We start from the raw sequence: 12342 nt of genomic DNA, 5'->3' as shown, positions 1-12342 counted from the left end.
CCGGGCATGACGAGCTAACTGATCAGCTCGCGCGTCGGGTCCGCTCGATCAGCCCGCCAGATCCAGCTTCGACTCCACCGTCGAATCCGCGTTCAGGCGGTAGATGATCGGCACGCCGGTCGCGAGCTCGCGCTTCAGGATGCCTTCCGGGGTCAGCTTCTCCAGCACCATGATCAAAGCGCGCAGCGAGTTGCCGTGCGCCGCCACCAGCGTGCGCTGGCCGCGGAGGACGCCGGGGAGGATTTCCTGGACGTAGTAGGGCAGCGCGCGGGCCAGCGTGTCCTTGAGGCTTTCGCCGCCGGGCGGCGGCACGTCGTAGGAGCGGCGCCAGATGTGGACCTGCTCCTCGCCCCATCTGGCGCGGGCATCGTCCTTGTTGAGGCCGGAGAGATCGCCATAGTCGCGCTCGTTGAGCGCGAGGTTCTTGGCTGTCGGCAGGCCGGTCTGGCCGAGCTCGGTCAGGATCAGGTCGAGCGTGTGCTGGGCGCGCGTCAGCACCGAGGTGAAGGCGACGTCGAAGACCAGCCCCTGCGCCTTCAGCTTGCGGCCGGCCTCCTTGGCCTCGGCCACGCCCTGCTCGGTCAGGTCAGGATCCTTCCAGCCGGTGAACAGGTTCTTCAGATTCCACTCGCTCTGGCCGTGGCGCACCAGCACCAGGAGACGTTCGCTCATCAGTTCGCTTCCATCGACGTTGAACTAGAACAGGTCCGTGAGGCCGAGCACGTCGTCCATCGTGTAGTAGCCCGGCGGCTTGCCGTGCGCCCACAGCGCCGCCTTGAGCGCGCCATGGGCGAAGATCATGCGGTCCTCGGCCTGGTGCGACAGCACCAGCCGCTCCGAGGGACCGGCGAAGATGACGCTGTGATCGCCTGCGGCGGTGCCGCCGCGCAGCGAGGCGAAGCCGATGTCGCCAGAGCGGCGCTCGCCGGTGATGCCGTCGCGGCCGCGGGCGGAGTGCTCATCGAGATCAATACCGCGGCCTTCCGCGGCGGCGCGTCCGAGCATCAGCGCCGTGCCCGAGGGCGCGTCGACCTTGTGCTTGTGATGCATCTCGAGGATCTCGATGTCGAAGCCGGCATCGAGCGACTTCGCCACCTGCTTCACCAGCGCCGCCAGCAGGTTGACGCCGAGGCTCATGTTGCCGGACTGCACGACGATGGCGCGCTTGGTCACGCTCCTGATGACGGCATCGTCGGACGCGGACAGGCCGGTGGTGCCGACGACGTGGACGATGCCGCGCTGGGCGGCGATGGCGACATTGGCGATGGTCGCGGCCGGGACGGTGAAATCGAGGATGCCGTCGGCGTCCGCGGACATGCTCCAGAGGTCGCCCGACAGCTTGATGCCGTTGGCGGGCAGGCCGGCGAGCGCGCCGGAGTCCTTGCCGATCAGCTCCGAGCCGGGGGCTTCGAGCGCACCCGCCAGCACGGCGCCGTCGGTCTCGGCGATCGCACGCACCAGGGCGCGGCCCATGCGGCCGCCGGCTCCGGCAACGATCAAGCGCATCTTGGACATCTCAGCTCCTCCGCTCCTTCAAGGGCTATAGCCGGGGCCGATGGCGGCGGCAACCGAGCGAGGCCAGGTCGCGCGTGGTGTGGGGCGGGCGGCGATCAGGGCTGCGGGCCGTCATAGCCCTCGATGATCACCAGATCGCCCTGCGAATGCGGCGCGCGCATCGCGACCAGGCGCTGGTATTCAGGAGAATTGTAACACGCCAGCGCGGTCGCGTAGTCCTTGAACTCGATCACGACGTTGCGCGAGCGCGAGGTGCCTTCCCTGGTCTCGTACTGGCCGCCGCGGACCAGGAACTTGGCGCCGTACTCGTGGAACACCGCGCCGTTCTGCGCGACGTAGTCCTTGTAGCCGTCCATGTTGTGCACGTCGATCCGCGCGATCCAATAGGCCTTGGGCATCCCTGTCGTCTCCCTGTTCTCGGTCGCTGTTGCTTACGTGCGATTGGTCCTGCCGGCCAGCGCCACGGCGCCGGCGATGTCGGCGACGATGCTCTCGGCGGCCGCAGCCGGATCGGCAGCGCCGGTGACGGGACGCCCGACGACGAGGCGGTCGGCGCCGCCGGCGATCGCCAGGGCCGGGGTCATGATGCGCTTCTGGTCGCCAACGTCGGATCCCGCCGGACGGATCCCGGGGGTCACGAGCTGCATGTCAGGCCCGACCAGCGGACGCACCAGCGCCGTTTCCTCGGGCGACAGGATCAGGCCGTGGATGCCGATCTCCTTGGCCTGCACGGCGCGCCTGGCGACGAGCTCCTTGACGCCCATGGCGTAGCCGGCGGCGGCGAGGTCGGCATCATCGTAGGACGTCATCACGGTGACGGCGAGCAGCTCGAGGCTGGAGCCGGCGGCGCCGGCGAGCGCCGCTCGCATGCTCTGCGAGAAGCCATGCACGGTAAGGAAACGGGCGCCGAGCCGGGCGATCTGCCTCGTGGCGCGCTCGACCGTGGTCGGGATGTCGTGCAGCTTGAGGTCCATGAAGACGTGCTTGCCCTCGGCCGCGAGGCGCTCGGCGAGGCCGAGGCCGCCGGCATAGGTCAGCTCCATGCCGATCTTGTAGAACGTCACGGCTTCGCCCAGCCTGGCGATCATCGCCTCGGCCTCGGCCACGCCGGGCAGGTCGAGCGCCACGATCAGGCGGTCGCGCGGAGCAATCTCGGTCGGCATGTCACCTCACATCGTATGTTGCGCTGTTGCGATCAGCTCCCGCACCAGCGCGTCGAGCGCGGTGACGTCAGCGGGCAGTTTGAGCCGGTCCATGTCGTTGTAGGCCTTGTCGGCGAAGGCCAGCGCGAGCTGGCTCGGAATCACCGTCGCATTGCAGGCGGTCAGCACCAGCCGCAAGGCGGCGAGCGCGCGGATGCCGCCGAAGCGGTTCTCGGAGGCGGCGGCGATCGCGAACGGCCGGCTGCGAAAAACCGCGCCGCGGCTGCCGGGCGGCTCGTCGACCCGCGAGATCCAGGTGATGGCGTTGGTCAGCAGCGGCGGCACCGAGGCGTTGTATTCCGGCGTCACCAGCAGCACGGCGTGATGGACGCCGATCATGCGCGTCAGATTGAGGGCGTGATGCGGTATGCCCGATTGCGCCTCGAGGTCGGCGTCGTAGATCGGCAGCGGGAAGTCAGCGAGCGAGATACGGGTGATGTCGGCGCCAGCCTGCACGAACTGATAGGCGGCGGCCGCGGCGAGCTTCGCGTTGTGCGAGCCGGCCCGGGTCGAGCCGGGAATGATGAGGATCTTCAGCGCGGACATCGTGAGGTCGGTCAGCGACCCGCCACGAAGGATCGCGGCCGCCGGTCAGGGCTTGCGATACACCCAGACGCGCGCCGGCGGAAGGTTCATCCAGATGCGCTCGGAGGCCTGCGTGGTGACGCCGGGCAGCGACTTCGGAATCGGCGGCACGACGGAATAGGTGAACTGCACGAACGGCGCATTCGGCGACATCGCCGCGAACGCATCGCGGATCAGCTTCATGCGCGTCAGCATCGGCTTGGTCACGAGCGGCAGGCCGGAGACGACGGCGGCGGCAGGGGCGCTGAGCACGTTCCAGAGTGTGTCGCGGAGGCGATAGGCGTCGCCCTGGACCACCTTGGCCTGCGGGTAGCGGTCGCGCAGCAACGCGCAGAAGCCCGGATTGTACTCGACCAGCACCAGCCGCTTCTGATCGACGCCGCGCTCGACCAGCGCATTGGTAATCGCGCCGGTGCCCGGTCCGAGCTCGATGACAGGGCCTGTGCCGTGCGGATCGACGTACTGCGCCATGGTCCGCGCCAGCAGCCGGCCCGACGGCATGACGGCGCCCATATGCAGCGGCTTTTCGATCCATGAGCGGAGGAAGCGCACTTCGTCGTCCAGACGGAGAGGCTTTTTCGACGCACGCACGGACGTTTGCAGGGGCATCTCGGTACCAGACGGGACCGCTTTCACGGCGATGTCAGAAAAGAGTCACAAAGACGTATAGGGCGCAGGCGGGACGGTCAAGCCGAACCGTAACGTACGATTAAGGCTGGCGGGTCCGCGCTCTTACAGTTGCATTCGATAATTTTTTGCATGTGCAGAGCAGCAAATTCGCTCGACCTCTGAATCTGAATCCCGAAATCATTCGGCGAAACCACGAGGCCGTGCTTGCTTGAACTCACGGCTCAGCTCGCCGCCTTGCCGAAGAAGTCCTTGACCTTGGTGAAGAAGCCGGCCGCCTCGGGCTGGGTCGCTCCGGACGACAACTTCTCGAACTCGGCCAGCAGCTCCTGCTGCTTCTTGGTCAGGTTCTGCGGCGTCTCGACCACGATCTGGACATACATGTCGCCGGTCTGGCGCGAGCGCAGCACCGGCATGCCCTTGGCCGCGATCCGGAACCGGCGCCCGGACTGCGCTCCGGCGGGAATCTTGACCTTGGTCTTGCCCTTGTCGATCGTCGGCACCTCGAACTCGCCGCCGAGCGCCGCCGTCACCATCGAGATTGGCACGCGGCAGTGCAGGTCGGCGCCGTCGCGCTGGAAGAACTCGTGGGCCGTCAGCGACAGGAAGATGTAGAGATCGCCGGGCGGCCCGCCGCGCAGGCCCGCTTCGCCCTCGCCGGCGAGACGGATGCGGGTGCCGTCCTCGACGCCCTGGGGAATGTTGACCGACAGCGTGCGGTCACGGGTGACGCGGCCCGAGCCGGAGCATGACGGACAGGGGTCCTCGATCATCTGGCCGCGGCCGTGACAGCCGGGACAGGTGCGCTCCAGGGTGAAAAAGCCCTGCGCCTGCCGGACGCGGCCGGCGCCGCCGCACATCGCGCAGGTCTTCGGCTTGGTGCCGGCCTTGGCGCCGGTGCCGGAGCAGGATTCGCAGGTCACCGAGACCGGAATCTCGATCTGAGCGGTCTTGCCCTGGAACGCCTCTTCCAAGGTGATTTCCATGTTGTAGCGCAGGTCGGCGCCGCGCTCGCGCCCCGTGCCGCCGCGCCGCTGGCCGGCCATGCCGAACAGGTCTTCGAAGATGTCGGAGAACGAGGAGGCAAAGCCGGCGCCGAAGCCGTGCGCGCCGCCCATGCCGCCCTGCTCGAAGGCGGCGTGGCCATAGCGGTCGTAGGCGGCGCGCTTGTCGGCGTCGCGCAGCACCTCATAGGCCTCGTTGATTTCCTTGAATTTCACTTCGCTGGAGGCATCGCCCGGATTCTTGTCCGGATGCCACTTCATGGCCAGCTTGCGGAAGGCGGCCTTGAGCTTGCCCTCGTCGGCGTCGCGTTCGACTTCCAGAGTCTCGTAGTAGCAGCGCTTGGTGGACATCAATCAAACCCGCCCGAACTTCGCCCAACAGGAACGGCTGGCGCGATCGCCGCGCGCGTTCCGGGTCAATGAAAATGACCCCCATCCAACGAGCCGCTGAAAGCGCTCTTTGGCATGGGGGTCATGGTCACTACCTCTGCCTCAGTTAAGCAGATTTCTTCTTGTCGTCGTCGACCTCGGTGAACTCCGCGTCGACCACGTCATCCTTGGCGGCGTCGCGGGCCGCGTCGCTCTCGGCCTGCTGCTTGTACATGGCCTCGCCGAGCTTCATCGACGCCTGGGCCAGGGTGTTGGTCTTGGCCTTGATGGCCTCGGCATCGTCGCCTTTCAGCGCTTCCTTGAGGTCGCTGACGGCATCCTCGATGGCGCGACGCTCGGTGTCGGCGACCTTCGAGCCATGCTCGGCCAGCGCCTTCTCGGTGGAATGCACCAGCGCGTCGGCATGGTTCTTGGCGTCGACCGCCTCGCGGCGCTTCTTGTCCGCCGCGGCATTCGCCTCGGCGTCCTTGACCATCTTGTCGATGTCGGCTTCCGACAGACCACCCGAGGCCTGGATGCGGATCTGCTGCTCCTTGCCGGTGGCCTTGTCCTTGGCCGACACGTTGACGATGCCGTTGGCGTCGATGTCGAACGTCACCTCGATCTGCGGCATGCCGCGCGGGGCCGGCGGAATGCCCATCAGGTCGAACTGACCGAGCATCTTGTTGTCGGCCGCCATCTCGCGCTCACCCTGGAAGACCCGGATGGTGACCGCGTTCTGATTGTCCTCAGCGGTTGAGAACACCTGGCTCTTCTTGGTCGGGATCGTGGTGTTGCGGTCGATGATGCGGGTGAACACGCCGCCCAGGGTCTCGATGCCCAGCGAGAGCGGGGTCACGTCGAGCAGCAGCACGTCCTTGACGTCGCCCTGCAGCACGCCGGCCTGGATCGCGGCACCGATCGCCACCACCTCGTCGGGGTTGACGCCCTTGTGCGGCTCCTTGCCGAAGAACTGCTTCACCATCTCCTGGATCTTCGGCATGCGGGTCATGCCGCCGACCAGCACCACTTCGCCGATCTCGCCGGCGGTGAGGCCGGCATCCTTCAGCGCCTTGCGGCACGGCTCGATGGTCTTCTCGACGAGGTCGGCCACCAGCGCCTCGAACTTGGCGCGGGTCAGCTTCATCGTCAGATGCTTCGGACCGGACTGGTCCGCGGTGATGAAGGGCAGGTTGATCTCGGTCTGCGTGGTCGACGACAGCTCGATCTTGGCCTTCTCGGCCGCTTCCTTCAGGCGCTGCAGAGCGAGCTTGTCGTTGCGCAGGTTGATGCCCTGCTCCTTCTGGAATTCGTCGGCGAGGTAGCTGACCAGACGCATGTCGAAGTCTTCACCGCCGAGGAAGGTGTCGCCGTTGGTCGACTTCACCTCGAACACGCCGTCGCCGATTTCAAGAATGGAGACGTCGAAGGTGCCGCCGCCGAGGTCGTACACGGCGATCGTGCCGGCCTTGGTCTTGTCGAGGCCGTAGGCGAGCGCCGCCGCGGTCGGCTCGTTGATGATGCGCAGAACCTCGAGGCCCGCGATCTTGCCGGCGTCCTTGGTGGCCTGACGCTGGGCGTCGTTGAAATAAGCGGGGACGGTGATGACGGCCTGGTCGACCTTCTGGCCGAGATGGGCTTCCGCGGTCTCCTTCATCTTCTGCAGGATGAAGGCGGAGACCTGCGAGGGCGAATAGGTCTTGCCGTCGGCCTCGACCCAGGCGTCGCCGTTGCCGGCCTTGACGATCTTGTAGGGGACGAGCTTCTTGTCCTTCTCGACCATCGGGTCATCATAGCGGCGGCCGATGAGGCGCTTGACCGCAAAGAAGGTGCGCTCGGGGTTGGTCACGGCCTGGCGCTTGGCCGGCTGGCCGACCAGACGTTCGCCGTCGTCACTGAAGGCGACGATCGACGGCGTGGTCCGCATGCCCTCGGCGTTCTCGATGACCTTCGACGTTTTGCCGTCCATAACGGCCACGCACGAATTCGTGGTGCCGAGATCGATCCCGATGACCTTTCCCATGGTCTCATATCCTTCTTTTTGCGGCAGGTTGGGTGGGGCCCTGACGGCGCCCCCATCCAAAACCCCCTCAGATCAAATGCTCGCGATATTGCGACGATGAGCGTCATATAGGAGGGGGGGAGTGGCCCGCAAGGACCGGACCAGGGGTTCGACCCCACGAAAATCACGGCCCTCGCCGAACGACCTCGCGGAGTCATCAAGAAGGGCCAATCGACCTTGGCAGCGCCCTAAACGGGAGGGTGCGATCGCGGGCAGGGAGCAACGAATCCGGTACTCCGGATCTGCCCCGATGACCGAAATGCGTTGTTAACCCACGGGCCCTAGCCTGCCGCACTCCTGGGACGGGAATGAGGCATGGTCATCGACACCGATTGGGGCTTTCCGCAGCGTGCGCGCGAAGCCGGCCAGGCCACGTTCCCCGGACTGCTGATCTGCGCCATCGTGGTTGCAGCGGCGTGGCTGCGGCACGCCCTTCCCCTCAATGTCGATGTCAGCTGGTGGCTCCTCGTCAGCGAGCGCATGCTCGACGGCCAGCGGCTCTACGTCGATATCCTCGAGACCAATCCGCCGATGGCCGGATCGGTCTATCTGCTGGCCGTTGCGCTGGCGCGTGCGATCCATCTCCGGCCCGAGCTGGCGACGAACATCCTGATCTTCGCGATGACGGCGGCGTCCCTGATGCTGGTGTGGCTGGTGCTGCGGACATCGGCCCTGCGCCATCGCCTCGCCGACGGTTGGCTGGCGGCGTGGACGGCCGCCCTGCTCCTGATCGCGCCGATGTATGATTTCGGCCAGCGGGAACACCTGGCCCTGATCACGATCCTGCCGGCGATCGCGGTGTACATCCGGCGCGCCAGGGGCGAGCGGGTGGGCCCGGCCGCCGTGCTCATCGCCGGGCTCAGCGCCGGCCTCACAATGAGCTTCAAGCCCTATTTCGCCTTCAGCGCCGGCTTCTGCATTCTCGCCGCCGCCGCGCAGGCGCGCGACTGGCGCGTGCTGTTCGCGCTGGAGAACTGGATCGCCGCGGCGCTGGTGCTGCTCAACGCGGCCTGTATCTACCTGTTCTTTCCCGAATATTTCACGCTCATCTATCCGCTGGTCCGCGACGTCTATCTGCTCCTGAAGGCGCCGGTGCCGACCATCCTCGTGACCCTGCCGATGGGCCTGTGGCTTGCGGCAGCGATCACCATTCTCCTCCTCCAACGCCGGCAGCACGCGCGCGACGCGGCGTCTTTCACCACGCTGGCCGGATCGCTCGGATTCCTGGTGTCGTTCGTCGCGCAGCAGAAGGGCTGGGGCTATCACGCCTATCCCATGGTCGCGCTGGCGCTGCTTGCCGCCGGCCTTGCCGTGTCGGCGATCGACACCAGCCGCGACATGCGGCGCTGGCCGCAGGTCGCCACCGCTCTCGCCGGCGCCGTGCTGTTCGTGCAGACCTGCCTCTGGTTCAATGGCAGCGTCGACGTCCGGCAAATCGAAGCCCAGGTGGCGCGGCTCGGACCGCGCCCGAGCATGCTGGTGCTCAGCGCGGCCGCAGTCATCGGCCACCCGATGGTGCGGACCCTCGGTGGCACCTGGATCTCGCGCCAGGAGGCGTTCTGGGTCCGGGAAATCGTCCGCCGATCGCAACAGGACGGAACCATCGATTCACAGACGGCGCAGCGGCTCGCGCCCTATGTGGAACGCGAACGCGCCGGGATCATCGCCGACTTCCGGAAGCAGCCGCCCGACGTCGTCCTGATCGACAATCAGAACAGCGACTGGGGCGATTGGGCGCGTTCCGACCCCGAGCTCAGGGCCCTGCTCGCGCCCTATGTGCTGGTACAGACCGTCGACGGCGTCGAAATCCTGAAGCGCGGCTAGCGCTGTACCATCCTGAATCCGCCTTTTGAGGCAAAATGTGCCCCGCCGGAGCGCGCCGACCGCCGCAGGCGATCAAAACCGCGCGCCCGGCCTGTTGCGGGGGGCGCAAAGCCGCTAAAAGCGTGCCCGCCGAAGACCACGCTGGCGAGGACCCCCGACCGCCTCGGCGCGCGGCCCCGGTCAACGAGGCAATGTTTGATGATGATCGTTCGACTCTTCACCGCGGCCACCCTGCTGATCTCGCTGCTGCACCCCGCATTGGCCACTGACGCCGTATTTCCGCCCGGCGTCCGCATCGGGCTCGCGCCGCTGGTCGGGCTCGCCAAGGCCAAGACGTTCTCCGGCTTCGAAACCGAGGACCAGAGCGTGAAGGTGCTGCTGACCGAACTGCCCGCCGCCGCCTATGGCGAGGTGAAGAACGCGTTTACCGCCAATCCCGCCGGGACCGGCAGCGTCAAGCCGGAGAGCATCGAGACCGCCGCCGGCACCGCCTACTATACCGTCGAGAACGGCCGCGATGGCAACACGCCGGTGCGGCGCTACTCGATGATCCTGCCCGGCAACGGCTTCTCCGGCTACGTGGCCGTGCAGATTCCGGAGACCGCGAGCCGGATCTACACCGACGATGCCGTGCGCCAGATGTTCGCCTCCGCCGTCGTCCGCAAGGACGTTCCGGTCGACGAGCAGCTCGCGATGATGCCGTTCAAGGTCACCGACCTCTCCGGGTTCAAGACCATCCGCACGCTCGGGCCGGGCGCCCTGATCCTCGCCGACGGCGAGGAGGACAAGGGATTCGAGGCCGCGCCCTTCGTGGTGATCGGGCTGGTGGCCGGCGTGGCCCCGGAGGCGGGCGACCGCGCGCGCGTGGCGCAACAGGCGGCCACCACCATTCCGGGCGTCCGCGAAGCGCGCATCACGATGTCCGAGCCGATCCGCATCGACGGCCAGCCGGCCTATGAGACCCGGATCGACGCCACCAGCGGCAAGGACAATACGCCGGTGACGGTGGTGCAGTGGCTGCGCTTCGGCGGGCCAAACACGTTGCGGATCATCGGCAGCGCGCCGCGCGACCAGTGGTCGGCGGCCTTCCCGCGGTTCCGTGCCGTCCGCGACGGCATCCAGCCAAGAGGCTGAGACCAGCCCGGCATCGGACGGCGTGATCACGCCGGCTGCTCGCCGCGAGACGAACTACAAGGTCGCGCCGACAAACAAGAAGCCACGGGCATCGCTGCCCGTGGCTTCTTCGTTCGACAACAGGACGGCCGCAGAATGCGTGCCCGTGCTCGCCGTCAGGCGGCGCTGTTCGACTGATCGTTGCTCGCCGCGGGCGCCGCCTTGGCGCCGCCCTTGGACACGCCGACCAAAGCGGGGCGCAGCACGCGCTCGCCGATCATAAAGCCGGCCTGCACGACCTGCACCACCGTGCCGGACGGCACCGACGGATCCGGCACCTCGTACATCGCCTGCTGGAAATTGGGGTCGAACTTCTGTCCCGTCGGATCGAACTTCTTGACGCCGTTCTTCTCCAGCGTGTTGAGCAGCGAGCGCTCGGTGAGCTCGACGCCCTCGATCAGCGACTTCAGGCCCGCATCGGCATTGTCGCGCGTCTCCGCCGGCACGGCATCGAGCGCGCGCTGCAGATTGTCGGCGATGTCGAGCACGTCGCGGGCGAAGCCGGTGATGCCGTACATCCGCGCATCGGCGACCTCGCGGGCGGTCCGCTTGCGCAGATTCTCCATCTCCGCCAGCGTGCGCAGCATCTTGTCGCGCGCGTCGGCCGCCTCCTTGGCAAGGGCCTCTGCCGAGCCGGCCTCGGGATCATCGGGCATGATGTAGGGCTTGGAGACGACGGGTTCGCTGGCCTGCGCCGGGTTTTCCGGATCATTCTTATGCAGGTCGGGATCGGTCATGGACAGACTCGCAAGTTCGGCTGACGGGTTTGGGGATATGGGGCGGGATATCGTGCTTTGAGCGTCGAAAATCAAGCGCAGCCTGACCGGCTCGCCGGAGACGCCGTCCGCGGATTAACCATCTCACGCATCAGCCACCCAGCAGCCGGCTGACCAGGCGCGCGGCATAATCGACCGTCGGAATCACCCGGGCATAGTTGAGCCGGGTCGGACCGATGACGCCGAGCACGCCGACGATGCGACCCGTGGCGTCGGAATAGGGCGACACGATCGTCGACGAGCCCGACAGCGAGAACAGCTTGTTCTCCGAGCCGATGAAGATGCGGACACCTTCCGCGCTCTCCGCGCGCCCGAGCAGATCGACGACGCCGCGCTTGGTTTCGAGATCGTCGAACAGCCGCCGGACACGCTCGAGATCTTCGAGTGCATGCAGGTCCTCGAGCAGGTTGGCGTGGCCGCGCACGATGAGCTGCCGCTCGTCGCTGTCGCCGCCGGACCAGCTCGCGACGCCGGCGGCGATCACCTTCTGCGTCAGCTGGTCGAGCTCGGCGCGATCATGCGCCAGCGCGGTCTCGAGCTCGAGCCGCGCTTCCGCCAGCGTCCGCCCTCTGATCCGGGCGTTGAGGAAATTGGACGCTTCGGTCAATGCCGAGGACGGCACGCCCGGCGGCAGGGTCAGGACCCGGTTCTCGACCTGTCCGTCCTCGCCGACCAGAACGACGAGCGCGCGCTCGGGCTCGAGCCTGACGAACTCGATGTGCTTCAGCCGGGTGTTGGATTTGGCGGTTAGAACCACGGCGGCGGCACGGGTCAGACCCGACAGCCGGGTCAGCGCTTCATCCAGCGCCGCCTCGACCGATTGCGCCCGGCCGACGGCCGCGAGCTGGCTCTGGATCGACTGCCGCTCGGCCTCCGTCATGTCGCCGACCTGCATCAGGGCGTCGACGAAGAAGCGCAGGCCGGCTTCGGTTGGCAGCCGGCCGGCCGAGGTGTGCGGCGCGTAGATCAGGCCGAGCTGCTCGAGATCGGCCATGACGTTGCGCACAGAGGCCGGCGACAGCGGAACCGCGATCAGCCGCGAAATGTTGCGCGAGCCGACCGGCTCGCCGGTCGCCAGATAGCTTTCGACGATCTGCCGGAAGATCTCGCGCGAGCGCTCGTTCAGCTGCGCCAGACCGGCCGGCGGTGTCATCAGGTTGATCGGATCGTGGTGGGCCACCAGATGCACTCCTCCCAGCTGCCTA

The 12342-nt window shown here is 67.1% G+C and carries 12 protein-coding genes; 2 read left to right on the top strand and 10 right to left on the bottom strand.

The annotated features are described in order from the left end of the window. Positions 1–48: 48 nt before the first annotated feature. The 8 genes from ACQR1D_RS01565 to dnaK all read right to left on the bottom strand — a co-directional run bounded on the left by ACQR1D_RS01565 (position 49) and on the right by dnaK (position 7325). Positions 49–672 (bottom strand): 2,3-bisphosphoglycerate-dependent phosphoglycerate mutase, encoded by a 624-nt coding sequence (locus tag ACQR1D_RS01565; RefSeq protein ID WP_315716834.1) that lies wholly within the window; start codon positions 670–672, stop codon positions 49–51. Between the two features lie 24 nt (positions 673–696). Further along, on the bottom strand, positions 697–1515 hold the full coding sequence (gene dapB / locus ACQR1D_RS01560; RefSeq protein ID WP_434838732.1) for a 4-hydroxy-tetrahydrodipicolinate reductase: 819 nt from the start codon (positions 1513–1515) through the stop codon (positions 697–699). A 95-nt stretch (positions 1516–1610) separates the two neighbouring features. Then, the gene (locus ACQR1D_RS01555) at positions 1611–1913 is read right to left on the bottom strand and encodes a DUF1330 domain-containing protein (RefSeq protein ID WP_434838733.1); all 303 of its coding nucleotides are present in this window, start codon (positions 1911–1913) and stop codon (positions 1611–1613) included. 33 nt (positions 1914–1946) lie between these two features. Further along, on the bottom strand, positions 1947–2678 hold the full coding sequence (gene pyrF / locus ACQR1D_RS01550) for an orotidine-5'-phosphate decarboxylase (protein WP_434838734.1): 732 nt from the start codon (positions 2676–2678) through the stop codon (positions 1947–1949). 6 nt (positions 2679–2684) lie between these two features. Beyond that, on the bottom strand, positions 2685–3263 hold the full coding sequence (locus ACQR1D_RS01545; protein ID WP_434838735.1) for an NADPH-dependent FMN reductase: 579 nt from the start codon (positions 3261–3263) through the stop codon (positions 2685–2687). A gap of 45 nt (positions 3264–3308) precedes the next feature. Continuing rightward, complete coding sequence (locus ACQR1D_RS01540; RefSeq protein WP_315805613.1) at positions 3309–3911, bottom strand: class I SAM-dependent methyltransferase; 603 nt, start codon at positions 3909–3911, stop codon at positions 3309–3311. A 242-nt stretch (positions 3912–4153) separates the two neighbouring features. Further along, on the bottom strand, positions 4154–5284 hold the full coding sequence (gene dnaJ / locus ACQR1D_RS01535; protein ID WP_315805612.1) for a molecular chaperone DnaJ: 1131 nt from the start codon (positions 5282–5284) through the stop codon (positions 4154–4156). A 145-nt stretch (positions 5285–5429) separates the two neighbouring features. Continuing rightward, on the bottom strand, positions 5430–7325 hold the full coding sequence (gene dnaK, locus ACQR1D_RS01530; protein ID WP_315805611.1) for a molecular chaperone DnaK: 1896 nt from the start codon (positions 7323–7325) through the stop codon (positions 5430–5432). 354 nt (positions 7326–7679) lie between these two features. Here dnaK and ACQR1D_RS01525 point away from each other — a divergent pair, with 354 nt between their 5' ends. Beyond that, entirely contained in the window at positions 7680–9188 is a 1509-nt protein-coding gene (locus tag ACQR1D_RS01525) for a hypothetical protein (protein ID WP_434838736.1), read from the top strand. Between the two features lie 198 nt (positions 9189–9386). Further along, a complete protein-coding gene (locus tag ACQR1D_RS01520) occupies positions 9387–10322 on the top strand; it encodes a hypothetical protein (RefSeq protein WP_434838737.1) in 936 nt (311 codons plus the stop codon). Between the two features lie 155 nt (positions 10323–10477). Here the strand turns inward: ACQR1D_RS01520 and grpE are convergent, their stop codons facing one another. Together grpE and hrcA are read right to left on the bottom strand one after the other, a co-directional pair. Beyond that, on the bottom strand, positions 10478–11098 hold the full coding sequence (gene grpE / locus ACQR1D_RS01515; protein WP_315805608.1) for a nucleotide exchange factor GrpE: 621 nt from the start codon (positions 11096–11098) through the stop codon (positions 10478–10480). A 130-nt stretch (positions 11099–11228) separates the two neighbouring features. Continuing rightward, positions 11229–12317: a heat-inducible transcriptional repressor HrcA gene (gene hrcA / locus ACQR1D_RS01510; RefSeq protein ID WP_431337589.1), complete on the bottom strand. Its 1089-nt coding sequence runs from the start codon at positions 12315–12317 to the stop codon at positions 11229–11231. Positions 12318–12342: the final 25 nt, after the last annotated feature.

Origin of the sequence: Bradyrhizobium sp. HKCCYLRH2047 (genome assembly GCF_051168175.1) — a bacterium.
Classification (GTDB): Bacteria; Pseudomonadota; Alphaproteobacteria; order Rhizobiales; family Xanthobacteraceae; genus Bradyrhizobium.
The sequence above is the reverse complement of the archived record's forward strand: the minus strand, read 5'-3'. Positions and strand labels throughout refer to the sequence as shown.